The organism is Microtetraspora glauca (assembly GCF_040656155.1).
GTDB classification, from domain to species: domain Bacteria; phylum Actinomycetota; class Actinomycetes; order Streptosporangiales; family Streptosporangiaceae; genus Microtetraspora; species Microtetraspora glauca.
Window position 1 is genome coordinate 125,957 of sequence record NZ_JBFALK010000023.1, and the last position, 26,895, is coordinate 152,851.

Sequence of the window (26,895 nt, forward strand, 5' to 3'; positions counted from 1 at the left end):
CTCAGGCCTCCGGGTCCTTACGCATCCGGACGGTGCGGACCGACCGGGTGTCCAGCGCGATCTCGTCTGCCTTGTCGACGTCCCGCCGGAGGCGGGCGGTTCCCGTGGCCGGGTCGATCTCGATCACCTTGTCGAGCAGCGTGGCGGTCTCCTCGTTGCCGGCCTTCTCGGCGATGCCGCGCGCCTTGCCGAGCCGGGCGGTCGCGGTGTCCAGGTCACCGTCGTTGCGGGCCTGCAGGCCCTCCTGGATGAGCGAGGCGAGTTCCTGCTGGCCGGTGTAATGGGCCACCCGGGGGTTGATGCGGGTCGACTGGACGGGGTCGTCGCTCCACTGCGCCAGGATGTTCCCCTTGGCCAGCACCTCCCCGGACCCGGGCAGGACCAGCCGCACCAGGCCGGCGCGCATCTCCTGGCCGACGTTCCCGGCCGGCACCCGCACGCTGATGTGGTACTCGCGGGACTCACCACCCCAGGCTCCGGTGGGGTAGTCGCCGGTCAGCGCGTCCACCTCGGTGCGTCGGCCGGTCAGGTCCTCCAGCGCCGGCGAGACCTGCTTGACGAAGTTCAGCTTCGCCGCCCGCGGCGTCCACAGGCGCAGCGCCACGTCCGCGACCGTCTTGCCCATCGCCGCCTGGGTCATCGCCCGGAAGTCGGCCTCCAGGTCCTCGGGCCGGCGGATGTCCATCACGCTGCCGAGCAGGGTGGAGGCGATCTGGCGAAGCTCGGCGACCGCCCAGTCGACGCCCACGCCGCGGCAGTCGCAGACGAACTTCCCCGTGCAGTACGCCAGGTTCGCGGCGAACTCCGGAGCGCGCTCGTGCTCGTTCTTGCCGTCGGTCAGCAGGATGGCATGCTTGATCGCGCCGGGGTACGCCTGATGGAAATCGCCGAACAGGTCGGCGGCGCGACGCAGCCACCGGCCCATGGCCGTCCCCCCTTCGGCCACCAGCCGGGAGACGGCCTCCCTCGCGGCGTTTCTGCTCTCCGGCGTCGCCGGCACCAGCACCACCGCCCGGTCGGGGAAGACGAGCTGGGCCTCGTGATTGCCGGCGATGACCGCGAAGTACACGCCGTCGCGGAGGGTGTCGATGGCGGCCCGCGCGGCCTTCCTCGCCTCAGCGATCTTGTCGTACGACATCGAGCCGGAGGTGTCGACGATGATGATCTCGGCGGCCTCGGCCATGGGGGCACGCTCGATCGGGCCGCTCGCCTCGACCGTGACGATGGCGTGCACCTCCTCGCTTCCCGCGGGAAGGTATTTGTTCTGATCTACGCGCATGGTGAAGTCGGTCACTGCTGCTCCTTCGGGAAGACCACGGTGGCCTCGGCCTGATCCCCGGGTCCGAAAGGGATCACCACGACGGTGATGTTGTCGTGTCCTCCGGCCTCCAGCGCGAGCCGCACGAGCCGCTGTGCCGCCGCGCGGGGGGTGGCGTTCAGGGCGACGGCCGCGAGCGCCGACGGCTCGGGATAGTAATTCCACAGGCCGTCGCTGCACAGCAGGACCACGCCCGGCCCGTCCGGGGTGAACGTGCGGACGTGCGGCACGACCTCGCCCGCGTCCGCGCCCAGCCAGGCGGTCAGCATGTGCGTCCCCGGCGTGGCGTCGTCACCGGTCAGCACCTCGGATCCGGATCCGGATCCGAGCCAGTAGGCCCGGCTGTCGCCCACCCAGCCGACCGTGACCTGCCGCCCGCCGGCCACCGCCGACACGTAGGTGCAGGCGGGCGCGTCCTCGCCCTGCTCGGCCAGGGCGACGACGGCTTCGGCGGCGAGCCGTACCGCCTCCCGGGTCGCGGTCTCGGGGTCGGTCCCCTCCCCCAGCTGCTTGGCGAGGGCGGCCACGGCGGTGTCGGCGGCGGTCTGGGACGCCTCCTCCGGGCGCGGCGAGGTCGACACCCCGTCACAGACCACTCCTACGGCCATCGTGCCCGCCGCCGTGCCCGCCGCCGTCAGCGCCATGGCGTCCTCGTTGCGGCTGTGCCGCAGGCCACGGTCACTCACCCCGGCCGCGACCTCCAGCTCGATCTCGACGTGGTCGCGCTCAGAGGGCTGGAGCATGCCGCAGTTCTCGCAGTAACCGTCGGCCCCGACCGCCGGAGCACCGCACGCGGTGCAGCCGGCGACTCCCAGCGCGTGGCCGCACTGCTCGCAGAATGCCTCGCCCACCAGGACGAGCGTCCCGCAGGCGGGACAGGCGCCGCTCACCACAGCGTCCTCGGGCGTACGGTGTTGGCCAGATCGACGAAGTCGTGCCGCTCCTCCGTGGATCGCGCCGACCTGGCCAGCGCCCGGTAGACGCGCTCCAACTCGGCGCGCACACCCCGCTCGTGCAGCGGAGTGCCCAGTAGCGTCACCTGCCCGGACGAGGTCGCCTTACCGGTGGCGACCCGGCCGAGGGCGCTCCGCAGCACCTCCGAGAGCAGCCCGTCGCGGTCCCGGGCGTCGAGCTTCAGGCTCCGCAGCCGTTCGCCCGCGGCGACGAGCTCGCCTTCGGCGGGGTCATGTCCTCGTACGGTCGCCGCCACCGCTGCCGCCTGCGCGGCGGTGCGGTGGATGGAGGTCGCGGGCACCTCGTCCAGGGCGGCGGTCGCCCCGGCGCGGTCACCCTCCACCAGCCGGAGCCTGGCCAGGCCGAAGCCGGCGCTCACGTATGACCGGTCTGTCTGCCAGATGGCCGCGTGGTGGCGAGCCGCCTCCTGGCCCGCTCCGCCGGCTTCGAGGGCGAACGCGAGGGCCAGCCTGGGCGCGGCTTCGCCGGGGAACCACGAGTAGAGCCCGTCGAAGATGCGCGCCGCTTCGTCCGGGTTCCCCGAGGCCAGCTGCCCGACCCCCCGGTACCACCAGATCCGCCAGTCTCCCGGCAGCTGCCCGGCGGCGGACGCGAACAGCTTGTCCGGAACCGGGCGGCCGAGTTCAGAGAGCACTCTGATCAGCGCGAGCGTGGTCTCCGGGGTGGACGGGGCCGATTCGAGCACCGTGACCAGCTCGGCGGGGTTTCCCGAAGTGAGGCCCGCGAGCAGGCCGGCCGCGGGGTCGAGCGGGTCCACCAGGGGGACGGGCAGCGCGGACGCGGCGGCGAGGCGGTCGAGCGGGCCGAAGACCCGCCCCGTCGCAGCCGCGGCGAGCTCGGTTCCGACGGCCCGGCGCTCCGGGCCGAACAGTCCGGACTGCGCGGGGTGGGGGATGCCCTCCTCGGCGGCGCGCACCTCCCTGAGCACACCGACGAGCTGGTCGGACATCTCCGCCGTACCCTGGAACCGCCGGGCGGGCTCGGAGTCGGTCGCCCGTTCCAGGAACCGGCGGTAGGACTCGTACCTCTGGTCGATCACCGGCAGCGGAGCGGCGGACCCGCCGCTGACGGGGCTGAACGGGAAGCTCAGCACGGCGAGCGTGCGACCCACCGTGTAGAGGTCGGAAGAGACTGACGGCCCGGCGGAGGCGATCTCCGGCGCCTGGTATCCGACCGTCCCGTAGATCGCGCTGTCGGCGTCGTCGATCCGCCGCACGGCGCCGAGGTCGATGAGCTTGAGCTGCTCCTCCACCTGGATGACGTTGCCCGGCTTCAGATCGCAGTACAGCAGGCCCTGGTCGTGCAGGTAGCCGAAGGCCTTGAGGATCTCCAGCCCGTAGGCGATGGCCTGGGCGATCGGAAGCGCCTCACGGTTGTCGCTCTCCCGTAGCCGCGCGCGCAGCATCTCCTGGAGCGGCACGCCGCCGATGTACTCCATCACGATGTAGCCCACCATCGTCCCGGTGCCGGGGTCGGGGTGGGTGACGAAGTTGAAGATCTTGACGATGTTCGGGTGGTCCATCGCGGTGAGGAAACGCCGCTCGGCCTCCGCCGCGGCCAGCGCCTCCACGTCCCCGGTGTCGAGCAGCCCCTTCAGGACCACCCACCGGCCTTCCAGGTGCCGGTCGGCCGCCAGGTAGATCCAGCCGAGACCACCGTGCGCCAGACAACCCTTGACCTCGTACTGCCCGCCGACGAGGTCGCCGTCGGCGAGCTTGGGTGTGAACGAGAACCGCCAGCCGCAGTGCGGGCAGAACCCCTCCGGCCGCCCCGGCTGGTCACCTCTGCGGCGGCCCACCGGCTTGCCGCAGTCGGGATTGCCGCAGAAGCGCCGGTCCTCCGGCACCTGGGCGTCGGCCAGCACCACACCGGCCGGGTCCCGGTACGGCACGGCCGGCACCTCGACCAGGCCCATCCCGAGGTGGCCCCGGCTTGACCGGCGGCTCGACCGGCTGCTCGCCCGGCCCGTACCGGTGCGGGCCGTACCCGACATGTCCAGCGGGATGGACGGTCTGGTCGGCGGTGCCGGCTCCGACTGTGGTTGTGGCGCCGGCTGTGGCTGTGGCTGTGGGGCCAGGCCGCAGGCGTCGCAGTAACCGTCCTCCACCGTGCCGCCGCATCCCGGCTGGGCGCATCTGATCATCCGGCCACTCCGATCCGGCTGATCGCCCGCTGGTAGGCGGCGATCGCGACCGTGGCCTGCCGCAGATCGCACGGTGCCGTCCAGAGCAGGGCGCGGGCCTCGCCGTACATCTCACCGAGCGCGGCGTCCTCGGCATGCCCGAGCCGGACCACCTTGGCGTGGTAGGCCTCCAGTCGGCCACGCAGCTCGTCACGACGGCCGATGAGGCCCGCCATCGATTCGGTCGCGGTTCGCGCTCGCGCCAGCGCCTCGTCCACGGCCCGTTCCAACCCGGTCAGCCGCTCGACCAGCTCCAGCCAGCGGTCGCCGACCGTATCCAGAGCACCCAGCCGGTCCCGCAACGCGGCGGCCTGGTCCGGCAGCGCCGGCAGCGCGGGTGAGGCGATCTTGACGAGCACCGTGTCCCGGACCGATCGGGCCTCGTTCTCGGCGTCGGCGACCTGCGCGATGCGGTCGCCGAGGCGGTGGGCCCGGTCGCCGTACTCCGCCCGGATCCGCGCGGCCTGCTCCAGCAGCCCGCGACGGGCGGCGAGGTCGGCGAGCAGTCCGTCGAGCTCGCCACCGATCGTGCCATCGGGGGCGGCGGAGCCGAGCGGGTCGGCGGTGACCGCCGCGCGAATCCGGTCGATCCCGGCGCCGATGCGCTCCAGATCCGGATCAGCGCCGTCCAGGTCGCGCAGCAGGTCCGCAGCTGAGCGGCGGACGGCATCGGCCTCGTCGAGGCGCGGGAGCAGCGCACTCCAGGCGGCGTCCACGGCCGCGACCGTCTCGGCGACGTCGCGGTAGGCGGCGTCCATCCGTGCCACCACCGTGTCCAGCGTGATCCACTCGCCCGCGGCCCGCAGCAACGAACGCTTCTCGACGGGCACGTTCTCCGGCTTCAGCTCCACCGACGGGCCGGCGAGCAGCCCGGTCAGCGCGGCCAGGTCGGGCTTGCCTTCCCTGAGCTCCCGCGCGCGGTCGAGGACCCCCCGGTAGGCGTCGAACAGCCACCACAGGGTCACCTCTCTGGCCTGTGCCCCGTCCCAGCGGCGCCGGGTCTCCCCGGTCAGCCGCGCACCCTTGAGCAACTGGTAACCCGGGTGGGAGTCGAGGTCCAGGAGGTCGTCCGAGATCCTGTCACGTTCCTCGGTACGGCGACGCAGCGCGAAGTCGACTCCTTCGATGCTCATCAGCGGGCCACCGGCCCTTGGCATGGCCAACGTTGCTTGCGCCCCCAGCGTGGATCGACAAGATTCTTAATACCCCCATTCTTTATACAATTTTGGGATTCGCGCGCTACATCCGTCAGCTCCGTCGGTCGAACCGGTCGATGCCCGGAGGCATGGGCAAGCTCCGCCGGGCGGCCACGCTCACGCTCTGGTCCGCCTCCGCGACGGCCTGGGCAGACTGGACCGGCCGGGCCGGATCAGGGGTGAGCTCAGCGCGCGCTCACCGGTCGTCGCGTCCGGCCAGCGCGACCCGGTAGACCGCGATCGTCTCCCCCGCGGCCCTGGCCCAGCTCAGCCGCTTCCGGACGAACCGCTCCCCGTTCTCCGCGAGCGCGCGGCATGCCACCGGATCGCTCACAAGGTCGATCACGGCATCGGCGATGGAGCCGGGGTCGGCGCTCCGCGCGTACCGCACGGCGGGGTGGGCCGGGTCGCCGAGGAAGATCCGGGAGAACCCGTCGCCGAGGATCGTCGGCCTGGCCAGGGCCATGGCCTCGGTCGCCACCAGGCCGAACGGCTCGAAGAGTGAGGGGAAGACGCAGATGTCGGCCATCTCGTAGTACTCCAGCAGCGCCCGGCCGTCGACGAACCCGCCGGAAGTGAGGACACGCCCGTCCAGTCCGGCGTCCGCGACGATCCGCGCGACTCCGGCCTCGTCGCCCTCGCCGACCATCACCAGCCGCAGCCCGGGGAGCGAGACGGCGATCTTCTGCATCGCCTCCAGCAGCTGGTAGATCCCCTTCTGCCGTTCGAGGCGGCCGACGAAGAGCAGGACCGGGTCATCGTCCGCGATGCCGAGCCTGGCGCGTAGCGCGGCTGCGCCGGAGCGGAGCCCGGCCCGGTCGAAACCGGGGTCGGCGAGCATCCGTTCGAACGTGCCGCCCAGGCAGACCACATCGATCGTGTCCCGGTTCCATCCGGCGGCGGCCAACTGCTCGCGTACCTCCGGTGTGGCGACCACGACCCGCCTGGCGATCCGTCCCAGCCACCGCTCGACGGCGGCGAACACACCGAGCGGGTCGGCGATGCTGCGCTGCGGCGCGACGCCGTACTCGGTGGTGTGCACATGGAAGACGACCGGCAGCCGTAGCACGTAGTGGCACAGCAGGGCGGCCAGGAAGTTCGTCGAGTCGTGCACGGCGACCAGGGCGGGCCGCTCGCCCGGGTCCAGCCGCCGCAGCCGCAGGAAGTACCGCCAGTTGCTCACCACGACGTTCACCGCGAGCAGGACGAACTCGGCCCTGCGCGTACGGTTGAGCCTGCGGCGGCGGCTGACCGCGCCGAGCACGCGGCCAAGCGGCCGGTAGACGGTGACACCCTCGCGCCGCTCGTGCACCGGCTGGTGCCCGTCGTTCAGCGTGAAGACGGCCAGCCGGAGGTCGCCGGCCAGGTGCGGCGTGATCTCCTCGACGTAGCGGCCGAGCCCCGCGGTGATGATGGGCGGGAACTGGTTGATGACGTAGGCGACCCTCACCGTTCTACCTCCAGAGTGTCTGCCCCGGCCGCCGCCGGGGTCTCCGGCCGGTACACCCGGGCCGCGGCGGCGGCCACGACGGCGACCAGGATGAGATTGGTCAGTGCGAACGCCACCAGGCCGCCGGTCAGGCCCCACCAGGAGATGAACGCCGCCTGGCAGGCGAGCGCGGCGGGCGACCCGATGGCGAGGCAGGCGATGAACACCCTCGCGCCGCGTACCCCGTCCATCGACAGGGCGAAGAAGTAGAGGTTGAACACCGTGTGGGCGCCGATCCCCACCGCGGACAACGCCATCAGGCCGGGCGAGTACGGATACTCCGCGCGCAGCAGCAGGAAGAACACCACGCTCGCGGCGAAGGAGAAGGCCGCGGTGGCCGCCGCGATCGCGGGTGCGACGCGGCCGATCCGCCGCAGCGCGGCGACCTTGTCGGTCGTCGCCAGCACCGGCAGCAGCACGAGGCCGATCCCCTCGGTGAACACCACACCGAGCAGCCGCTTCGGGAATCCGTTGTACACCGAGTACACGCCGACGTCGCTCCCGGAGGCCCAGTGGTTGAGAAAGATCACGTCCACCCCGAACAGCACGGCGGTGCCGGCGGCGATGACGCTCATGTAGGCGCCGTGCCGGAGCAGCGAGCGTGCCAGGGACGCCGACCAGGAACGCGGGACGACGTCGAGACCGGCCACGGCCACGACGGCGAAGACGACGTTCGTGACGATGAGCGCGACCAGGTAGATCTCGGCGTCCCGGATGCCGGCGACGAGCAGGCAGTAGGCGGCCGTGACCAGGTAGGCGACGGCCACGGCGAGCTTGAGCCCCGCCACGAACGCGAACCTCTTCATGCCGCGCAGGAAGCTCTCGGTCAGCTGGTTCACCGTCATCGACAGCGCGAGCGCCAGCGCGGAGCACAGCGTACGGACGTCGACGCCGAGCAGGACGGTCAGCAGCGGGGAGGCCAGCAGACCGGCGGCGACCAGACCGCCTCCGAGCGCCAGCGTGGTGAACAGCGCCGTCGTCACCAGGGCCGGCCGGCTCGACGGCTCGGCTCTCGGCAGCTCCTGGTACATGACGTAGTTGAGGTTCAGCAGCATGCCGACGGTGACGATCAGCGCGATCGACAGCACCAGGGTGAACCGGCCGAAGGCCGCGGCGCCGATCCCCCGGGCGATCACGAGCGTGGTCGCCGCGGCCGTGCCGCTGGCGGCGATGCTCACCAGCGTGGGCCAGACGGCCCAGCCTCGGCCGCCGAGCAGCCGCGCCACCCGGTCGTGTACCGAGCCGGACCGCGGATGCGACGTCACCGGGTCACCTCCGCGTACGCCGCGAGAGTGGTCTCGGCCGTCCGCGCCCAGGAGTATCGCGCGCGGACGTGCGCGGCGCCACGCCGGGTGAGCCCGGCCGCGACCTCCGGGTCGTCCAGGCAGCGCGACAGAGCCGCGGCCAGTTCCTCCGGCGAGTCAGTCCGGCAGCGGATCGCCCCGTCCCCGACCACTTCCGGGGAGTAGCCCGGCCCGACCACGACCGGCCGTCCCAGCGCCATCGCCTCGACCGCGACCAGCCCGAACGGCTCGTACGCGGACGGGAAGGCGCACACGTCGGCGGCCAGGAAGTGCGCGAACAGCTCGGGCGGGTCCAGAAATCGGTAGCCGGCGACCACGTGTCCGCCGACGCCCTCCTCCTCGATCAGCCGGGCCACCTCCGCGTCGTCGCCGGTGCCAGGGGTCCGGCCGCCGATGAGCACGATCCGCAGGTCATCGCGTTCGCGGAGCATCGCCGGCACGGCCCGGATCAGCGTGTGCACGCCCTTGTGCGGCGACAGGCGCCCGGCGAAGACGACGAGCCGCCCGGCGCCGCCGGGCAGGTAGCGGCGGCGCACCGCCGAGCGGAGCCGGTCGCGGTCGGCTCCGGGCAGCCCGGCCAGCCGTACCAGCTCGGGATCCTCGAAGCCGTGCGGCACGACACGCAGGCGGCCGACCGGCCAGCCGCGCGCCGTGAGCTCGTCGCGCATGCCCGCGCTGGGCACCACGATCAGGCCTGCCAGCCGGGCCTGCGCGGTCTCCAGCGCGGCGATGCCGACGGCCACGGCGGAGCGGCGCGCACGCGGGACGGCGTTGTGCTCGCAGGTGTGCACGTGGAATACCACCGGCATACGGCCGAGCAGCCGGCACAGGATCCCGGCGAGACAGCCCATCCAGTCGTGCACCGCGACGACCGCGCCGGAGCGGGCACCACCGCGCAGGATGCGGGCGGCGACCCGCACGTTGAAGGCGAGCAGCCCGGCGATCCTGACCAGCGGCCCGGCGATCCTGACCAGCGGCCCGGCGATCCTGACCAGCGGCCCGGCGATCCTGACCGGCGGCCCGGCGGCCTCCGGCGTACGCGGCCGCCCGGTGCCATGGACTTCGGCGGTCTGGCCCGCGGTGCGCAGCCGATGCAGTGTGACGCCTCCGATCCGCTCCGTCCCGGCCGGCCGGTGCCGTCCGACCGCGCCGAACACCTCGACCGGGACGCCGAGGTCGCGCAGGGCGGACATCATCCGCTCGGCGTAACGCCCCAGACCGCCGACGACGTCCGGCGGGACCTCGGTGCAGACGACGTAGCAGCGGCCTGGCCGGGCCGTCAGTCCGGGCACCGCTGGAACGCCCGCCGGGCGAAGTCGAGGTCGTCCCCGGTGTTGATGCCGCGGGCCTCGCCGGGGTCGCTGACCGGCACCACGGTGACCGGCCAGCCGCGGACCTGCGACAGGTACGGCAGGAACGGCAGGAAGTTGACCTCACCGGTCGCCGCGCCGGGGACGGCGCCGGCCAGGTAGCCCGCCCACGCCTCCGGCAGCCCGTCCGTCCCGAGGCAGAACACGCCGACGTCACTGAGCCCGCCGGGGCGGCAGCCGTCCCCCTCCCGGGACATCCGCACCCTGACCAGGCCGGGCGCGGCGGTGTCCGGATCCGCCCCGGTCAGCTCGTACTCGACGTACGGGTCGGGCATCGGCACCAGAGGGAGGGTGAGGCCGGGGCGGCCCGCTGCGGCGTCGCCGTGGCGGGCGTGCACCACCTCGCGCACGGTCACCGGGGACAGGTTCACCTGGTCGCCCCACACGACGAGGATCCGGTCGTAGGACTCCCAGTGCGCGACGGCTCCGAAGACGGCGTCGCCCATACCGGTCGGTCGGTCCTGGACGCTCACTGAGACGGCTCCGCGCTCGATCTCACCGGCGGCCAGGCGCCGGAACGGCCGCTCCCCCGCCGGGGAGACGACGACGTGGACGTGCTCCACCCAGGGACTCAGCCGCCGATGCAGCAGGTGCCACACGGTGACGCCGTCGGCGATCTCAAGCATGATCTTCGGGATGCCGAGGCCGAGCCTGGTCCCGCTCCCGGCCGCCGGGATCACCGCGCAGACGCGCTGGTCACTCACTGCCGCTCACTCCCACGTCGAGGAAGGACACGATCTCGTCCAGATGCCGCACCTGGACCGCCCCCGCGGCGGGTTCCACCGCGTTGACCTGCAACGTCACCAGTCCGGCACCGACGGCGGAGGCGACGCCGTGGGCGGAGTCCTCCACGGCCACGGCGTCGTCCGGGTCGACCGACCAGCTGTCGCAGGCGTGCCGGTAGAACCTCGGGTCCGGCTTGCCTGACGGGACGTCGTCCCCGGTGAGCACGCCGCTGAAGTAGCCGGCCAGCGAACAGTCAGCCAGGATCCGCTCGACCGACCCCCTGCTGCCGCCGGTGACGAGGTAGGCCGCGCGGCCGTCGGTGTTCAGGCGGTCGAGAAGCCGGCGGGCGCCGGGGAACACCGGCACCCTGCCCGCCTTCACGTACTCCCGGTACAGCCGCTGCTTGTGCCGGACCAGCCGTTCGGCCACGTCGGCGTCGGCGCCCAGGCCGGCCACCACCTCGCGGGTGGTCGCCCCCACGTGCACGTCGTACCGGAAGGAGCCGAGCAGGGAGGGCGCGATCTCCGCGATCGCGGCACGGAACGCCGCCTCGTGGACCGGGGCGGAGTCGACGAGCGTGCCGTCCAGGTCACAGAGCCAGACCCGCCGGCCGGCGATGATCCTGGCGATCCGCCCGGTCGGGGCGGCCTCCGGAGGCCGGGCCGGGCTCATCGGACTCCCGCCAGGGCTGCCTCGCCGGCGATCTCGGTCAGCGCGCGGACGGTGCGCGGGCCGCAGTGCACGCCGGGACGCTCGGGATCCTCCAGATCGGCGGTGATCCACCGGGCCCCCGCCCAGACGCCGCCGTCGACGACGCCTGACGGCAACCGCGGAGCCTTCGGGGCGGCTGTCGCCCGCGCCGCCGCCCGGTGGCAGAGCACGTGGGTGACGGTGCTGCGCTCGTTACGCGGGTCACCGAGGTAGGACAGGGTGCGGCCCACCAGTTCGGGCGCGCTCAGTCCCTGGACGTCGTGGTCGTCCCGGGTGTTGACGACGAACACCTTGGCCGTGGCACGGCTCTCCGCGATCGCGTCCGCGATACCCGGGGTCAGATAGCTGGGAAGCAGTGACGAGTGGGGCGTGCCCGGGCCGTACACGAGGAGGTCGGCGTTCCGGATCGCCTCCCGGGCCTCCGGGTTCGGCGAGACCATGGCACGGTGTCTCGCCAGGATCCGCCGCGCCTCCTCGACGGGATGCGCCTCCAGTTCGGCCCGGCGTGCCGGGGTGACCGGCTCGCGAAGCAGGAACAGGTCGATGATCGCGGCGGCGTCCTGCGGCGCGACGATGTCGGCCTCGTCGGCCAGGAGACGGCCGTCCTGTTTGAGCGCGACCAGGAAGGCGTTCTCCCCGTTGGTCACGTTCAGCAGGCGGGCCGGCGACTCGAACGTCCGGGCGCATGCGCGGACCGCGGCGTTGAAGTCACCGCCCACCCGCAGGTACGCCCCGGCGAACACGAGGTTGCCGAGCGCGCAGTCGGTCAGGTCGAGTCCGTCGGGGTGGCTGTCGAGCCTGCACAGGAGCGCGGCCAGGTCCCGCAGGATCGCGGTGCGCGCCCGCGGTGGCAGGGCGGGGAACGCCGGGGGGCCGGCCCGCCCCTCGGACGCCGTCGAGCCGATCGCCTCGACCAGCTCGCCGAGCGCCTCCCGCGTGGTCCCGGCCGGGAGACGATGTTCCAGGACCGAGATGAGCGCGGCCTGCCGCGGGTCCCGGTCGTCGAGATGGAGCAGGAGGTTCTTGCGGAAGTCCGACGGGCCGAGCATCCCGGGGAGGTAACGCCGGAGCGCGCCGGTGGACCGCCCGTTGTCGTATCCGTTGATCACCAGGGACACGTCGATCCCCGGCGTGCGCAGCAGGCCGCGCGCGATGCTGGCCCCGCCGCGTCCGCCGCTGAAGAGGGTGACCGCGGTGCGGCCGGACCGCCGCGCGCTCATCGGGCCCGCTCCGTCATCCTGTGCGCCGGTTCCGCGGCCACGGCCGCCTCCGATCGCGTCCCGGGCGCCTCCGATCGCGTCCCGGGCGCCTCCGATCGCGTCCCGGGCGCCTCCGATCGCGTCCCGGGCGCCTCCGGAACGCGGAGCACGCCGCGGCGCAGCAGCCACTGGCGGTAGCCGAGATAGCCCACGAACAGGGCGCGGTCACGCGCGCCGCGCCAGAACCGCCACCCTCTGGCCCCGCCGCCGCGTTCCCGATGCTCGATCGGGATCTCCACCCAGGTACGGCCGAGCTCCGCGACCCTGGCGGTGATCTCGGTCGAGCAGTTCATCCCGCCGGATTCCAGGTGAAGAGCGCGCAGCAGCGGGCCGCGCACCACCTTGAAGATCGAGTTGAAGTCGCGGTACCGGGTGCGGTGCGTGAGGTTGCTGACCGCGCCGCTGGCCGCCGAGCCCCACCGGTACGCCAGGCCGTCGGCCTTCCTGATCCGGGCACCGGAGAAGGCGTCCGCCTCGTCGGCCAGGATGCGGTCCACGAAGGCGTCCAGGTTGGAGATCGGGAACTGCCCGTCGGAGTCGAGCAGCACGACCCACTCCATCCGGGTGTGCGCGATGGCCGCGGCGACGGCGGCCCCGGCCCCCCGATTCCTGGCGAACTCGACGACGACCAGCTCTGGGCAGCCTTCCCGCAGGCCCGCGAGGATCGCGCCGGTCGCGTCGGTGCTCCCGTCGTTGCAGATGACGATCTCCCATGCTCCGATCGCCGGGTGCCCGGCCAGGTACTCCCCCCATTCGGTCACCGCCGCCGCGATGTTCGCCGCCTCGTTGTAGGCGGGCGCCGCCACCGAGATCTCGACGGTCCGGGGTACGTCGTAGGTGTCCGGCAAGCTTCGCCTCCTCGTGGTGGCTTCGGTCGCGTCGGTGACGGCCCACGGGCGGGGGCCGCCGGCATCGGTCACCGCGCCGGCGTGGGCGCCCCGCTTCCCAGCAGGCGGGAGATCCAGCGGTCCAGCGGGAGCAGGTTGATCCCGGCGACGATCGGCACGTGTGCCAGCGTGAACAGGACCGCCGCGCCGAACGGGATCGGCCCACCGGTGAGCACATTGATGTGCGGCGCGTCGATGACGTCGGGAATGCCGACCGGATTGACGAGCTGCCACATGATGTCGAGAAAGCCGGAGAACACGATGACGATGCCGCTGATCGCGATCTTCAGACACCGCCCCGGGCTTCCACCGCCGATGCGGTAGGCGGCGGCGACGGTGAGCACGATCCCGGGATAGAACAGCAGGTAAAGATGGGTGTAGAAGCTGTCGCCCTGGGCGCGCTCGACGTCACCGTAGTAGAAGTAACTGACCCGCGGAATCACGTACCCGGTGAAGAAGACAAACGGGACGTACAGCAGCCAGTGCAGGCGCGGCGACACCCAGGGAAAGAACGCGATCGCGCAGCACAGGAAGGCGAAAGCGAGCAGCTTGACGCCGAGTTCCCAGGCCGCGCCGATCTCCCTGCCGTGTGGCGTAGCCAGCCACACGAACGCGAAACCGGCTGCCCCGGCGACGAGGGCGATCCACCACAGGTGCGCGGCCCATCCGCGTGGGGCGGCGGCGCCAGCCTGGCCGGGGGGCTCCGTGGCCGCATCCCCGTCAGCGAGGCGCGGCGGGGAGTGCGGAGTGTCGCCACGGGCCGTCATGAAGCTCGTACCTTCCTTCCGACGTCGCCGCCGTGAACGCTGTGAGACCTGGTGGAATGCATCGGATCGCGGCGCCGCATCCGGACTACGCCGAAATCGCGACGCACGGCGTTACGGCATCCGAATACAACTCAATGTCCGACCAACATTCCGGAACCGGACCTTATCCGTTCTTCTGCATTGATGGGGTGATTTTTGCGCATCTCTCGCTGTGAATCGCGGAGATTTCGGTCCTACGCTCGCTGACGTTGCGGAACGCGAAAACAGCAAATGAAAGTTTCACGAGAGCGCGCGGCACTGCTGGTCGCACTGCGCGTCGTTCAGGGCTTCGCGGCCGGCGGCGAGTGGGGCGGCGCCGCCCGGTACGGCATGGAGTCGGCGCCGCGCCGGGCGGCAGCCTGGCGGCCGGTCGACCCGCGCGCGCAGAGCCGGAAGGAATCGCGGCTTCGGTTCGTGGACGTGGTGGCGGTCGACCCGCGCGCAGAGCCGGAAGGGGACGGCGCGCGGCGTCGTCTCCATGGCCCTGCCCGGCAGGGGGCAGAGCAGCCTGATGAGCTGCTCTGCGGCGTGCCCGGCCAGGTCCAGCGGCGGGCGGTGGCCCCAGAGGGCGGAGACCTGCCGGCGTTTTCCCGGCCGCCACGCCTCATGGGGAGACCGCCGCCTTTCGGCCACGAGCCCGTTTTAGCCTTACCCATATCGGCTCATCGAACGCGATCGGGGTGAGGCCTAACTGTTCCTGGTCGCATGGTCCGATCGAAGCGCCGCGAGCATGGCCAGCGATACGACCCGGCTGCTTGGCGGAGGGACCGGTCGCGAAAGTGGCCACATGCCAACTCACAGCCATTCCTCACCGAAGCGGCGCCGAACAACCGCGACACGTTCTCGGAATTTGCGGCGTCGTTTCGAGTGAGATCCCTACATATCATGTCGGCGTGGGCTTACCTGATCTTCGCCGTGAGATGGTGCTGGCAGCGATCGAGGAGTATGACGAGGTGAGCCGCGATGCGTTCCTCGATCAGTACGGCTACCGCCCGGCCCGGGATTACTTCCTGATCCACGAAGGAAGGCGATACGCAGGGCCCGGATCACGACTGCCTCCCAGGCATCAGATCAGAGCAGGATAATGCGGTGACAGCAGCGTTGCCGCGCTATCAGGATTGGATCATGTCACACGATATTCGGCTGCGAACCACCTTCGACAGCGCGGCCGGCTCCTATCAGAACGCACGCCCCGACTACCCGGCCGAGCTGTATTCGGACCTGCTCGCGATCACGGCGATCACGCCACCCGCGCACCTGCTCGAAGTCGGATGCGGTCCGGGGAAAGCCACGCTGCCATTGGCGCGGATGGGCTTCGAAATCACCGCGGTCGAACTCGGCGATGCTCTGGCGGCGGAGGCACGGCACCGCCTCGCCGAGTTCGCCGACGTTTCCGTTGTCACGTCGTCATTCGAAGGCTGGGAGCCGCCGGCAGGGATCCGCTTCGATCTCGCCTACGCGGCCACGGCGTGGAAGTGGGTGGACCCGGAGGTCAAGTACGCGAAAGCAGCCAAGCTGCTCAGCAAGGGCGGCCACTTGGCCGTGTGGAACGCCGACCACGCGATGCCGGCAGGCTTCGACCCGTTCTTCACCGAGATCCAGAAGGTCTACGAGGAAATCGGCGAAGGCCATGACGGCCCGTGGCCACCGCCACCGCCCGAGGCCCTTCCCAACCCCATCGCCACCGAACTCGATGCCTCCGGGCATTTCACGGTGGTGGGGACGAGACTCTACGTATGGGCTTTGCGCTACACGGCAGACGAATACATCGCTCTGCTTGACACGTTCTCCGGCCACATCGCCATGGAGCCGGCCAAGCGGGAACACCTCTACCAGGAGATACGCCGCCGCCTCGCCGCACGCCCGGACGGACAATTCACCCGCCACTGGTCGGTCGTCCTCACAATCGGCCGACGCCTGTGACGGGAGGTAAGGGGACCCAAAGGAGAAGCTCGCACTGAAAATGCGGAGTTACTCCGCAGATGTGGCCCCCATCATTCGGAGCTGCCTGAAATCGTGCGATCAGAAACTAGACAGTACGACGACTGCGCCCGGACGCGACACGTGTCCGCGGCGCTGTCTTTCAGGCCCGAAGGAACACTGATTCATTGGCGAGAAAGAGCTCCGCTGACGCCGGTGGCGATGGTGGCGATGGTGGTCGCGAGCACCCAACCCGTCCGGGCGCCCTTGATCCGTATGGCGGGAATCCGGTGGGACTGAGGCGCTTCTTCCCTCATCAGCAGCGCGGCGATCACCCTGGCACAGACGGTTCGCTCCGTCCCCCAGGCCACCCCCGTCGCCGGATCGTCCTCCTCCGGCTTGCCGGTGGTGAAGTCGACCTCCTCCCCGAACGGAAACGCCTCCCACACCCGACGCTCCGCCTGGGACAGCTCCTCGACCCGCAATGTCGCCCCCTCGCATGAACACAGGACCCCCTCTTTGGATCGTTCACCTGCCGAAGAGGGTTACCTGCCTCGCGAAGGCTCCTGCGACCTCCCCGATACCGGTCACCAGCGAGAGGTCCACGGCCGCCGGCCGATAGACAGCAGAGGTCGGGGAACGAACCGCTCTCGGCATTCTGGCCAAGACGACTCCTTGCGATCCGCCGCGAGCGCCACTCTCCTGGTTCAGTCTTCTGGGCGCGAGGGAATGCCCAGCCGGTGTTAGGGCCTGTTCTGTGTTCTGATCTTTGAGATCCAAGGTTCGCCTGCCAGTCGGAGGCTTGGCTTGATAGAAGGCCGGGATAGCGCATTTCTCCTGTGCCCTTGTCGCGTTATCCCGCCGTGACAGCCCTCCTTTACGGTGACCTCCGGGACCGACGAGACGTTGCGAGGGGAAATGGGCACCGCGGTGGAAGGACGGGAGGCTTCCACGGATCAATCCGGTCGCGCTTCGGGAGCGGGAGGGTCGATTCGGGTGCGCGTGCTTCTCATGTGGCTTCCGTATATGGTCCTCGGCACCCTGCTGGTGGTCGGCCTGAGTTCGGTCCTTTCGCCCAAGCCTCGGGTGACCGTCGAATGGAGGCCCGACCCTTTCGATCCGCCCATCCAGTACGCGTACGTGGGCGAGGACGCGTCATGCGAGCCGTTCCCGCGCGCGGACGACGAGGACGCCGAACCGGTGATGTGCGCCGAATGGCGCCTGCGTTCCGTGTTCAAGGAGGGCGAGTACCGGCATGATTCAGGGCTGCACGGTGGCGGCGGGTGCGGCGACGACGGGACCTGCTGGGAGGACGTCGAGTTCTTCGACGCGGTGAGCACGGCGCAGGTGGACGACGGCAGCGCGCGCTCGATGCCGCTCCTGGTCAGCCCGGACGGACACCACCTGGCCTATTTCAGCAAGACGCGCCGGCGGTTCGTGGGATGGGACCTGCCGGCCGCGAGGCTGCTCGACCTTTCCCCGAAACTGGACGCGTGGGCACTCGACGATTTCCGGAGCCTGCATGTGTCTCCGGATGGCGGCTATTTCGCCGTCGCCTTCGGCGGGCCGGATTCCCGTGTCCTGCTGACGGAAACGTCCTTGGGGCGTACGACCACCATCCGGGGATTCTGTGGCGTCATCGGGGTGAGCGGGCAGGCGATGGGCGTTCTCGGATGTTCGCAAGTCGAGCAGGACGATCCGGATGAGGAGGTCGTGACCCTGATCGACACACAGGGCAAAGTCCTTGGGAAATGGACGGGGAGTTACGCCACCGACGGCCTTTCTCCGAACGGCCGGGTAATCGTCGAGATCCGAAACGAGGATACGAGCGGAAAGGACGTCCTCGTCATCCACGACGCCCGCACCGGGCGAGTCGTGAAGAGACATCCGCTGCGCCTGCTGCCGGAAGAGAACGACGCCTACGGATACGGCTGGCTCGACGACTACGAATACGTCGTCGAGGCCGAGACCCCGGAGGGAGCTGGGTCCTTCGGTTTCTACGCGGTCGACGTGCGCACCGGGAAATCGCATCGCATCCGCGATCTCCCGCTCAACGCTCAGGGCGAGGGTCCCGGAGCGAGATTTCCATCGGAAGGGCCGAAGGCCAGGGCTGACCATAGCCGTTGCCCCGGTGCGCGGGCAGCAGGCCGACGTAGGCGATGATTGGGTTGTAGCTGTTACCAGCCGGGATGACGTCATGAAGCTGGAGATCGGGGCGAAGATCCAGCGCGAGAGGGGTACGAGCTCGCGCCGTGTGCCGGCGGTCAGACCTGGCAGCGGATCCTGGACTTCACCCGGCGCCACGGCGCCCGGCCTGAGAGTCGCGCTCACACAACCGCTCCGGTCACGCCGTCGGTCGAGCACGCGGACATTCTCCGCGAGCAGACGGCGGGCCGTCTCCTCGATCATGTGGACGTAGATCCAACGCAGCGAGACCGTTCCGAGCTCCTCGGTCGGCACGTCGTCGTCGGGGGCGAACCGGTGGCGATCCGGCGTGAGTCGGCACTGGCCTCGCCGTACGCGGCGATCAGAGTGGCGATGGTGTCCCGCTCGCCGAGGACGAAACTCCGGTTCACGTCCTCGGCGTCCGGCGGCGAGCCCATAGCAGGATCCCGGGCCAGCACTCGGCGAAACCATGACCAGGCGCCCACAGTGGTGAGGGACGGCACGTGCCAACGGCGCACGTCCTGATTGCCCTTATTGTTCATGATGTTGCAGGACGGAGTGGCATCTCCCCTTGGCGGCTCGCGTCGTCCTGCAGCGGATAGATGCCGCCGAATTGATCGCGCAGTGTCCGCAGCATCGGCGATAACCCGGGGCCGCCCAGAGCCCCGAGAATGCCCGGCAGGTTGAGTCCGACTGCCGTGATGCGGGCAACGGGAGAACCGTCGAATCGGCGCAGCACAACGTGGTCAGGAGGCACCTCTCGATCGCTGGCGAAGACAATGTAGGCAGTCGGCGTAGTAGCCACATGAGAGGCGCTCAGTGCGTGGGCGTACGAGAAACTCTGATAGAGATCCTCCGGCTTGATTTTCCGGTCGGTGTAGAGCTTGTACTTGGCATCGACCGATCGTCGCCAGGCTCCGGGTCCGTGGCCTTGGACAAGCTGAATGTCCGGTGTGATCGTGGTGTAGCTTCGGCCGTCCCCGTGACGGACGGCCCCGCGAAGAGGCTGCTGGGCACGTACGGCGACGCCTGTGCCGTGGAAAGCCTCACTGAGCAGCCGGGTGGCGAACGCCTCGAAGAGCGCGTTCATATCCAGGAGGAATGTCCGGGCCGTTGACCCACCCGCGGAATACAGATTGTCCAGCCCTCCGCTCTGGAGGAGCAGAAGCGCCCATCGATGCGCCTGCCGGTAATGCTCGTTGTGCCGGTGATAGGTGAGCCGCTGCTCCGCCCACCTGGCGTCGAATCCGTGCGCTGTGCACATTTCGGTGAAGTCGGCCGCCGCACGCCATGCGCGTCCCCTTATCGCATCGTCTCCGACTGTCCGCGCAGCCAGCTGGAGAGCCGCCGCGCACAGTTGGTTGTCGAGGATGTCCGCCTCGAACTCGTCGAAGCGGCATTCCAATCTGTCTAGACGGCCGAAGCGACGAAGCATTTGCCGGTCGGCGAGGAGGCGGCCTCGTACGGCCGGCAGTGGCTCTTCCCGATGGACGTAGTCACGACGGAGGCCGCCGCGGAGCAGCGCTTCGCACTCGATTATGAGGAGGAGGCAGATGAGATCCCGCAGGTTGTGGCCGGCATCGGGAAGGTGCCGCAGCCGGTCGACGTACCGGAGGGCCGAGAGCCCGCTGGCGTAGTCGAGCATGCGTAGCACGGAGAGTTCCCGCCCGACCAGCTTGGGCCGGATATGAATGGTTACGCAATCGAGAGCCACCACTCCGACATGCGAGGTCGCGGTGACCTCAAGAGCGCCGTCGGCCAGCCACCGCAGCTTGATCCGCTTACTGAGCTCCTCAGACTCGGACAGCTCGCGGTCGGAAGCGCTCGGATTCAGTCCGCTGACCTTAACCGTTTGATACTCGTCCACAACGACGGGGGTCACTCGGCCACGTCCACCTGCAACTCGGCGTAGAGCGCGTCAACCAACTCCTCGTCATTCAGGTCATGGAGCCGATGCCCGACATCGTCGACGATGTCGGGGCCGAGGAAGCGGGCGAGCATGGAGTAGTCGTCGTAGGCGTACTCCTGCAGCAACGGCAGCACCTCGTTGCGGATAACTGCAGCCAGAGCGGATTCGTCGGTTACCGGTCCGCCCGCGGTGAGGAAGAAGGAATGGCCGATCTGGCGCTCACGTCCCAGTTCCTTGAGGACCCGAAGATTGAGCTCACGAAGGAGGTCGGCGAGATGGAGCTTCCCTACAGTGAAGCCTTCCAGGACAGCCGGGTCGGGGAGGAGTTCCACGAACGCGAAACGCCGGCGTAGTGCCGAGTCGAGAAGCCGGATGCTGCGATCGGCGGTGTTCATGGTCCCGAGCACGTAGACGTTCGGTGGCACGCTGAAGTCCTGCCCGCTCTGCGGCAGGACCACAGTGACCCCCCTCTTGTCCAGTTCGAGTAACGTAATGAGCTCACCGAAGATCTTCGGCATGTCCCCACGGTTGATTTCGTCGATCAGCAGCAGGTACGGGCGGCTCGAATCGTTCTCGGCGGCGCGGCAAATCCGCTTGAAGACCCCGTCCACCAGGGAGAGGCGCAGGCCCGCGCCGCCGTCCTCTACCGGACGAAAGCCTTCGATGAAGTCCTCGTACCCATAAGCGGGATGGAAGGTCACCTGCGTGAGATGTCCAGCCGGTCGTTGATCTCTGGCGGCGAGACGTGCGAGTTCCTGCCTGAAGGCCGGACTGCCGTAGTCGAATTCGGCGCCGAGTCTCATGCCCAGCTGCTGAGAAAGCCACCAGACCGCGAATCGGAGGCTGGTGAAGGTCTTGCCCGTTCCCGGCGGACCGAACAGCACAGCCTGTCCCTTGCGCTGAAGGGCTCCTGCGAGTGCGCTGAGCTGCGGGTCTTCGAGAGTCACGGCTTCGGGTTCTACTGTGTCCTCACGGTCGACGGTAGCGGTCTTGCTGGACCGGATGGTCCGCCACAGCCGGGCCGGAACGTCCGCCACGGTGACGACACCCCAGCGCTTCTCCGGCTCCGCCAGAGCCTGCGCGTACGACAGGTCCCAGTCCACGGAGACGGTATGCCGCTGCTCTTCGCGCTCTTCGCGCCATGCGTACCCCGTCTCCGTGACCGCTCCCACCGCGAGGATCTGTCGTGTCCCCTTGTTCGCCACCACGCGGTCACCAGGCTGGAGCTGTGTGAGCCGCCAAAGCTCACGCGCCTTCACCGTCATCTTGCTCTGGTTGCCGTTGTACTCATCGGAGTAGTGAGCGCGGAACGCCTCCTGGAATTCGTCTTCGGACGTGAAGGCGGTCAGGTCTCCCACGTCATCCCAGCCGACGCAGATGTAGCCGCCCTCTTGGCACTCATCCCAGAACTTCGCCTCCGCGCCAGGAGCGATCTTGACAATTGCTGAGCCCTGACGTGGATTGGCCCACCAGTACAGGAACCGCGCGATCTCGTCGGTGTGCCAGCCGGTGAAGTGTCCCGTGCCGTCAATCAGACTTTTCAGCCTTTCGAGCGCTTCGAAGCGCTCCAGCTTCGACGGGTCCTCCTCGGACAGGAGGGAGATGAAGTGATGGACGTGATCGCGCCCGTACACAGGCAGCAGGCGATCCGGAAAGTATGCGTAGAGAGCCTTGGCCGTCAGAGACGGTCCGGAACGCAGAGCTGTGATCTCGTCGACGAATGGGACAATGCCCTCCTCCACTGCCGTGAACGCGTCGAGGAACCCCTGGCGCACGTCGATCCAGGCTTCCTGCTCGTTGGCGAATTTGGCATCGTGGTACCAGCTCTGGTCCTTCTTCTGAAGGAAGATCATGTGCTTACGGGCGCTGCCCCCGCCGATGCCTCCCAGCTCGGGCGTGCCGAACTCCATCCGGTAGCAGAACGTGTTCTTGTAGTCGGCCACTCCCAGGGCGTACCGCTCCAGAGGCATCGTCGGCCATGCCTCGCGTGGGAAGTCACGCTGGACTTGTCCGATCTCCGCCCGGGCTTTCGCCACGCCGTCTTCGACTGATGCGCGGTCGAAGACGGCGACGGCCTCGGCGAGCGGGAGAGAACCATCGGTCGAGAGCGGCTTGAGCAGACAGCTGTCACAGACATGGGTGACCGGCGACCCGAGTCCGTTGAGCAGTCCCGCTTTCTGCGCGTATTCTCGGCGGCCCTGTTTGTCCGTCGAGGGCGCGGAGTCGAGCAGTCGGCGCCAGGTGAGACGGTCGGGGTCGGGATAGGTTCGCCACGTGGACTGGTCGCCGCCACGGAGATGCTGGCAGTCCTCCAGATGGTGCAGCGCATAGCCACCTTTGGAGCAGATGACCTCGCCGGTGGAAGGCACCAGTTCGTAGTGCCTGCCCTCAAAGCTGACGATCTTGGGCGTAGCGCTAGTCATGCCGATGCTCCCAGTCAGGCGTGAACGCGGTGGTTGGACAGGTGGGCGAGGACGGCGTGGTTGGCTTTCCAGCCGTCGGGGGACTTGATGGGACATTGAGCTGGACGCGCCCCGTGGATGGATGGTTGTCGAGCAACTCGGCGATCCCCGCGTGGAACGCGGTCGTGTCGCGCCGCTCGGAGCTGGAGCCTGTTGGCGGTGTCGACGGTGATCCCGGCGGGTACGCTCGCGGCACGGATGGCGGCGACCTGGTCGTTGTGAGCGCAGCCGATGGCAATCCGGTCTGGGCCCACGGAGTGGAAGCCGTTCTCGTCGCGCGCAACGGCTCCCGTTGCAGGAGACGTGCGGCCAGACCAGCGCAGGCCTGCACGGCTTTGGCGTCCGTGCGGATCGTGTGCCGATTGGGGAGCTCGTGCAGTGCCCACCCGGACGCTACGAGGGGAAACCCCAGCCCCTACATCCTGCAGGTGCGGATAGGGGTTAGCGAGACCGAGGTCGGCCGGACACTGGCAGCTTCGCCGCCAACCTCGGCGCTCTGCGGCATGCTCTTCGGTCCCGGTCTGCGAGACCCAGATCACGACCTCTGCCTGGGTGCCAGCGCAGCCCGATAGCCTGGCCCAGGACATGGAGATGTCGGCGAGTGAGGGCGTGAAGGATTCAAGTCTGCCGAGGTCCACCATGTTCTCCCGTCTATCACCTCCTGCTGTGCTGTGGCAGGTGAACCAGTAACCCCGCGACCCGATGGATCGCGTCAACAACCTGTGCCAGATGGGCTTGTCACTCCGGAGGCGGCGGGAGGACAGGATGGCTACCACCCCCACATCCTTACAATGTAGATCAGAAGCGTCTAAAGAGCTTGGCTTTCGTATTCATTTGAACCTGCGCCCATGCAAGGGCGTGAAGACGCCAACGGTCCCGAAGAAGCCGCTGCGCATCGTCTCCCCGGAAGAGTTCGACCAGCTCTACTCCACTCTCCCCACCGAGGAGACCCGCCTGCTGGCCGAGACCGCCATCGAGAGCGGAATGCGCTGGGGCGAGCTCACCGAGCTCCGCGTCAAGGACCTCGACCTCATCAACTGCCTCGTGACCGTGAGCCGCACAGTCGTCGAGATCAACCGCCCCGAAGAGCCGGCGCCGCAGCCAGAAACGCAGCCGGTCGAGCACCTGGGCCTCACCGAACCGAACGCCGCCGGACGCCGGTACCGGCACGGCACGCTCAGCGCGTACCCACGACGGCGTGCATGACGACCACGCCCGGCCCGGCAACGGGACAGCGACGCCACATCCCGCGCCGCTGGTTCCGCGGCCACACCGCACGCCTGAGAGCCTCCAAGAGAGCGAAATCAAGCCCTCTAGCAAAGAATGCCGTGAATGCGGTACACATCTGCTTTACTTGGATCTGCAGTTGCGCTCGATATCGCTCCCCATGACCTACCCCCACACCAGGAGACCGCTGTGTCCTCTTCCCCGGCACATGTCACATTTCACGATGAGATCCGCGCACGTCTCGAGGAGTCGGAACTACCTCCCGACGCCAAGGAACTGGTTCTCGCCACCTTGGGTCCGGTCCAGCCTCGACTCGCCCCTACTCCCTCCGGTATATACCTCGGAGCGATCACCGTTCGTGGGTTCCGTGGGATCGGCCGGGCGATTCGCCTGCCGCTGTCTCCGGCAAATGGCCTCACCGTCGTAACGGGCCGGAACGGCTCAGGGAAGTCCAGCTTCGCCGAGGCGGTGGAGATGGCCCTCACTGGCGAGAACTCTCGATGGAAGGACCGGTCACAGGTCTGGACAGGGAGCTATACCAATCTTCATGAGCAAGTCTCGCCGGAGATCGAAGTCGAGCTGACGATCTCAGGAGAGATCGAGCCCAGTGTGGTCAACCTGACCTGGATTGGCGACAAACACAACGAGACCCTCGCGACCGTCACTCGGCCGGGCCGGTCGGCGGCTCCACTCAGCTCGCTCGGCCTGGCCGACGCCTTGACCGATTTCCGGCCGTTCCTGCCCTATGCCGAACTCGGCGCCGCGCTGGACAAGCCGACCGAGATCCACGACAAGATCTCCGCGATTCTGGGACTGGGGCAGCTGGCAGAGATCTGTAAAGCCCTCCACGAACAAACCCTGACACTGACGAAGACGGCCAGAAATGCCCGGCAGAGCCTTCCCACGCTGCTGTCCCGACTTTCCGCGATCGACGACCCACGGGCCAGGACCGCCCATATCGAGCTGAGCAAGGCCAACCCCGACCTGACCGCCGTGGAAGCACTTCTCACCGGCGGCCGGAGCGAAGAGCAGCAGAAGCTCCACGCGCTCGCCGGACTCATCGGGCCCGATATGCAGTCGGTACGGCAGGCGGCCAATCGCGTGCACTTCGCCCGCCGTGCGCTGGAGCAGGTCAAGAACACCGCAGCCGAAGACGCGCAGGCTCGGGCGGACCTTCTCGAACTCGCCCTGGCTCATCGACGACGGCACGCGGACGATCCCTCCTGCCCGGTCTGCGAGACGCCGGACAAGCTCGATGATTCATGGGCAACTCGGGCAGTCGAGGCGGTCATCCGGCTCCGAGAGGAAGCGGCCGCCGCCGCAGCAGCCGTGGATGAACTGCAGCACGCCGTCGAGGCCGCCGCACGGCTCATCGTCGATCCTCCCGCGGGCCTCCCCACCGACCTCGCTCTCGTATGGCATGAGTGGACGGCCTGCCGTTCCTTCACCGATCCGGCCGCATTCGTGGCTGCGGGAGAGCGCCTGGCAGGCGAGTGCTCCGCCGTTCGCGACACAGCCCGCCAGCGGCTTTCCGATCAGGACGGCCACTGGCAGCGGGTCGCACCAGAGGTAGCGGCGTGGTGCCACGAGGCCCGTACGGCACAGACGGCCAAGAGCAGACTGGCCATCGTCAAGAAGGCCGACAACTGGGCTCGCGAGCTACACGACGCGCTTCGCGCTGAACGCATGGCGGCCCAGGGCCAGGAGGCGCGGGTCTACTGGCAGATCATGCGCGGGCAGAGCAACGTAGCGCTCGGCGAGATCCGTCTTGCCGGACGGGGATACCAGCGCCGGGCCGAGCTGGAAGTGAGCGTCGACGACATCCCCGACGCGGCGCTCGGGGTGATGAGCCAGGGGGAGCTTCACGCGCTGGCGCTGTCTCTGTTTCTTCCCCGCGCTCTCGTGGACCGCAGCCCCTTCCGCTTTCTGGTCGTCGATGATCCCGTCCAGTCGATGGATCCCGAGAAGGTAGACGGCCTCGCGGAGTTGCTGGAGGAGGTCGCCAAGCGCCGCCAGGTCGTGGTCTTCACCCACGACAGCCGACTGCCCGAGGCGATTCACCGCCTTGGAATCCAGGCCACGATCATGGAGGTGCGCCGCGGAGAACGCTCCAGGATCGACATCTCGGTCGACTACGACCCGGTGGAGCGCGCGCTGAAGGAGGCGCGCACCATCGCCTTGAACCGACGCCTGCCGGAGGGCGTCGGCCCCGTGGTCCTGCCGGGTATGTGTCGGGTCGCCCTGGAAACCGCGTTCGTCGAAGTCGCCCGGCGTCGGCTACTCGCACAGGGCATCGAACACGCGGACACGGAACGCCGCATCGCCGATGCCCGGTCGACCGGAGAGATCGCGGCGTTGGCCCTGGATATCGCCCCTGATCAGGTGCCTTTCCATCTGGATCAGCGCTTTGGCGGCACGTGGGCCGGCGCCGTCTACCGTGCCTGCAATCAGGGCAGCCATAACCCTCAACGGTTCTATGCGATCCTGCGCGGACACGGCGACGACCCCATAGGCAACGTGACCAGCCTCGCCCGCAAGCTCCGGGAGGTCTGATGTCTCGCTACCTGAAGTACCTCGACGACGCGGACGCCCTGCTGAGTGGCAAGGGTGACGTGGCCTCGCCCCGTGCTGCCGCATTCCTCATCCGCATGGCGCTTGAGGCGTGCCTGGCCGACTACTGGTCGAGGGTCGCGCCCGGTGTCGAACGCTGCGCCATGCAGGCACAGATCACCTGCCTCAACGGCTATCGCGATCGTGGCACCGTCCGGCTGGCCGCCCGTTCGTGGGCCGCGCTCAGCCGGACCTGCCACTACCACGGATATGAACTGAGCCCTACGGCATCTGAGCTGCGCGGCCTCCACAGCGAGGTCACGGCCTTGGCCGCGCGGCTGAACTAGTGCCGTGTCAGGCCACGTTTGCCCTCTTCACGATCCGGCGTAGGCGGGGGTTATCGACGTTGCGGTTACGCCAGGCGATGTAGCGGCGGAT

Annotated in this window: 22 protein-coding genes; 6 read left to right on the plus strand and 16 right to left on the minus strand. The window is 69.1% G+C overall.

The window, feature by feature from the left end; all coding sequences use genetic code 11:
* Position 1: 1 nt before the first annotated feature.
* From AB0I59_RS34175 to AB0I59_RS34235, 13 genes are all read right to left on the minus strand, one after another.
* Entirely contained in the window at positions 2–1,294 is a 1,293-nt protein-coding gene (locus AB0I59_RS34175) for a VWA domain-containing protein (protein ID WP_082777001.1), read from the minus strand.
* Positions 1,291–2,208: a PP2C family protein-serine/threonine phosphatase gene (locus AB0I59_RS34180; RefSeq protein ID WP_358139473.1), complete on the minus strand. Its 918-nt coding sequence runs from the start codon at positions 2,206–2,208 to the stop codon at positions 1,291–1,293. Before AB0I59_RS34180 ends, AB0I59_RS34175 begins: the two co-directional genes overlap by 4 nt.
* Entirely contained in the window at positions 2,205–4,286 is a 2,082-nt protein-coding gene (locus AB0I59_RS34185; protein WP_358139476.1) for a serine/threonine-protein kinase, read from the minus strand. The genes AB0I59_RS34180 and AB0I59_RS34185 overlap by 4 nt, the downstream gene beginning before the upstream one ends.
* Positions 4,287–4,432: 146 nt before the next feature.
* The gene (locus AB0I59_RS34190) at positions 4,433–5,608 is read right to left on the minus strand and encodes a serine/threonine-protein kinase (RefSeq protein ID WP_358139479.1); all 1,176 of its coding nucleotides are present in this window, start codon (positions 5,606–5,608) and stop codon (positions 4,433–4,435) included.
* 259 nt (positions 5,609–5,867) lie between these two features.
* On the minus strand, positions 5,868–7,121 hold the full coding sequence (locus AB0I59_RS34195; RefSeq protein WP_358139482.1) for a glycosyltransferase family 4 protein: 1,254 nt from the start codon (positions 7,119–7,121) through the stop codon (positions 5,868–5,870).
* Positions 7,118–8,425, minus strand: coding sequence for a lipopolysaccharide biosynthesis protein (locus AB0I59_RS34200; protein WP_358139485.1), 1,308 nt, complete (start codon positions 8,423–8,425; stop codon positions 7,118–7,120). Before AB0I59_RS34200 ends, AB0I59_RS34195 begins: the two co-directional genes overlap by 4 nt.
* Positions 8,422–9,756: a glycosyltransferase family 4 protein gene (locus AB0I59_RS34205; protein ID WP_358139488.1), complete on the minus strand. Its 1,335-nt coding sequence runs from the start codon at positions 9,754–9,756 to the stop codon at positions 8,422–8,424. Before AB0I59_RS34205 ends, AB0I59_RS34200 begins: the two co-directional genes overlap by 4 nt.
* Positions 9,744–10,538, minus strand: coding sequence for an NTP transferase domain-containing protein (locus tag AB0I59_RS34210; RefSeq protein ID WP_358139491.1), 795 nt, complete (start codon positions 10,536–10,538; stop codon positions 9,744–9,746). The genes AB0I59_RS34205 and AB0I59_RS34210 overlap by 13 nt, the downstream gene beginning before the upstream one ends.
* Positions 10,531–11,232 carry an HAD family hydrolase gene (locus tag AB0I59_RS34215; protein ID WP_358139494.1) on the minus strand — a complete coding sequence of 234 codons (702 nt, stop codon included), beginning with the start codon at positions 11,230–11,232 and terminating at the stop codon, positions 10,531–10,533. Before AB0I59_RS34215 ends, AB0I59_RS34210 begins: the two co-directional genes overlap by 8 nt.
* Complete coding sequence (locus AB0I59_RS34220; RefSeq protein WP_358139497.1) at positions 11,229–12,491, minus strand: 2-phospho-L-lactate transferase CofD family protein; 1,263 nt, start codon at positions 12,489–12,491, stop codon at positions 11,229–11,231. Before AB0I59_RS34220 ends, AB0I59_RS34215 begins: the two co-directional genes overlap by 4 nt.
* Positions 12,488–13,378, minus strand: coding sequence for a glycosyltransferase family 2 protein (locus AB0I59_RS34225; RefSeq protein WP_358139499.1), 891 nt, complete (start codon positions 13,376–13,378; stop codon positions 12,488–12,490). Before AB0I59_RS34225 ends, AB0I59_RS34220 begins: the two co-directional genes overlap by 4 nt.
* Positions 13,379–13,446: 68 nt before the next feature.
* On the minus strand, positions 13,447–14,184 hold the full coding sequence (locus AB0I59_RS34230; protein ID WP_358139502.1) for a hypothetical protein: 738 nt from the start codon (positions 14,182–14,184) through the stop codon (positions 13,447–13,449).
* Between the two features lie 279 nt (positions 14,185–14,463).
* Positions 14,464–14,856 (minus strand): hypothetical protein, encoded by a 393-nt coding sequence (locus AB0I59_RS34235; protein ID WP_358139505.1) that lies wholly within the window; start codon positions 14,854–14,856, stop codon positions 14,464–14,466.
* 260 nt (positions 14,857–15,116) lie between these two features.
* Here AB0I59_RS34235 and AB0I59_RS42240 point away from each other — a divergent pair, with 260 nt between their 5' ends.
* The gene (locus AB0I59_RS42240) at positions 15,117–15,308 is read left to right on the plus strand and encodes a ScoMcrA-related endonuclease (RefSeq protein ID WP_494410555.1); all 192 of its coding nucleotides are present in this window, start codon (positions 15,117–15,119) and stop codon (positions 15,306–15,308) included.
* Positions 15,309–15,312: 4 nt separating this feature from the next.
* Positions 15,313–16,146, plus strand: a complete 834-nt coding sequence (locus AB0I59_RS34240) for a class I SAM-dependent methyltransferase (protein ID WP_358139508.1) — start codon at positions 15,313–15,315, stop codon at positions 16,144–16,146.
* Positions 16,147–16,328: 182 nt separating this feature from the next.
* Here the strand turns inward: AB0I59_RS34240 and AB0I59_RS34245 are convergent, their stop codons facing one another.
* Positions 16,329–16,628 carry a hypothetical protein gene (locus AB0I59_RS34245; protein ID WP_358139511.1) on the minus strand — a complete coding sequence of 100 codons (300 nt, stop codon included), beginning with the start codon at positions 16,626–16,628 and terminating at the stop codon, positions 16,329–16,331.
* A gap of 433 nt (positions 16,629–17,061) precedes the next feature.
* Between AB0I59_RS34245 and AB0I59_RS34250 the strand changes: the two genes are divergently transcribed.
* Positions 17,062–18,306 carry a hypothetical protein gene (locus AB0I59_RS34250; protein ID WP_358139514.1) on the plus strand — a complete coding sequence of 415 codons (1,245 nt, stop codon included), beginning with the start codon at positions 17,062–17,064 and terminating at the stop codon, positions 18,304–18,306.
* A gap of 541 nt (positions 18,307–18,847) precedes the next feature.
* On the opposite strand, the gene AB0I59_RS34255 is transcribed toward AB0I59_RS34250, so the two are convergent.
* Both AB0I59_RS34255 and AB0I59_RS34260 read right to left on the minus strand, forming a co-directional pair.
* On the minus strand, positions 18,848–20,191 hold the full coding sequence (locus AB0I59_RS34255; RefSeq protein ID WP_358139517.1) for an McrC family protein: 1,344 nt from the start codon (positions 20,189–20,191) through the stop codon (positions 18,848–18,850).
* Positions 20,188–22,641 carry an McrB family protein gene (locus AB0I59_RS34260; protein ID WP_358139519.1) on the minus strand — a complete coding sequence of 818 codons (2,454 nt, stop codon included), beginning with the start codon at positions 22,639–22,641 and terminating at the stop codon, positions 20,188–20,190. Before AB0I59_RS34260 ends, AB0I59_RS34255 begins: the two co-directional genes overlap by 4 nt.
* Before the next feature lie 897 nt (positions 22,642–23,538).
* Between AB0I59_RS34260 and AB0I59_RS34265 the strand changes: the two genes are divergently transcribed.
* From AB0I59_RS34265 to AB0I59_RS34275, 3 genes are all read left to right on the plus strand, one after another.
* Entirely contained in the window at positions 23,539–23,886 is a 348-nt protein-coding gene (locus AB0I59_RS34265; RefSeq protein WP_358139522.1) for a site-specific integrase, read from the plus strand.
* Between the two features lie 210 nt (positions 23,887–24,096).
* Positions 24,097–26,460: an AAA family ATPase gene (locus AB0I59_RS34270; protein WP_358139525.1), complete on the plus strand. Its 2,364-nt coding sequence runs from the start codon at positions 24,097–24,099 to the stop codon at positions 26,458–26,460.
* Complete coding sequence (locus AB0I59_RS34275; protein ID WP_358139528.1) at positions 26,460–26,804, plus strand: hypothetical protein; 345 nt, start codon at positions 26,460–26,462, stop codon at positions 26,802–26,804. Before AB0I59_RS34270 ends, AB0I59_RS34275 begins: the two co-directional genes overlap by 1 nt.
* The last annotated feature ends 91 nt before the right edge of the window (positions 26,805–26,895 follow it).

Bases quoted from the DNA above. Each gene is read 5' to 3' on its own strand.
- AB0I59_RS34185 (WP_358139476.1), bottom strand. From the start codon at position 4,286: ATGTCGGGTACGGCCCGCACCGGTACGGGCCGGGCGAGCAGCCGGTCG.
- AB0I59_RS34190 (WP_358139479.1), bottom strand. From the start codon at position 5,608: ATGAGCATCGAAGGAGTCGACTTCGCGCTGCGTCGCCGTACCGAGGAA.
- AB0I59_RS34215 (WP_358139494.1), bottom strand. From the start codon at position 11,232: ATGAGCCCGGCCCGGCCTCCGGAGGCCGCCCCGACCGGGCGGATCGCC.
- AB0I59_RS34220 (WP_358139497.1), bottom strand. From the start codon at position 12,491: ATGAGCGCGCGGCGGTCCGGCCGCACCGCGGTCACCCTCTTCAGCGGC.
- AB0I59_RS34230 (WP_358139502.1), bottom strand. From the start codon at position 14,184: ATGACGGCCCGTGGCGACACTCCGCACTCCCCGCCGCGCCTCGCTGAC.
- AB0I59_RS34250 (WP_358139514.1), top strand. From the start codon at position 17,062: ATGGGCACCGCGGTGGAAGGACGGGAGGCTTCCACGGATCAATCCGGT.
- AB0I59_RS34260 (WP_358139519.1), bottom strand. From the start codon at position 22,641: ATGACTAGCGCTACGCCCAAGATCGTCAGCTTTGAGGGCAGGCACTAC.
- AB0I59_RS34275 (WP_358139528.1), top strand. From the start codon at position 26,460: ATGTCTCGCTACCTGAAGTACCTCGACGACGCGGACGCCCTGCTGAGT.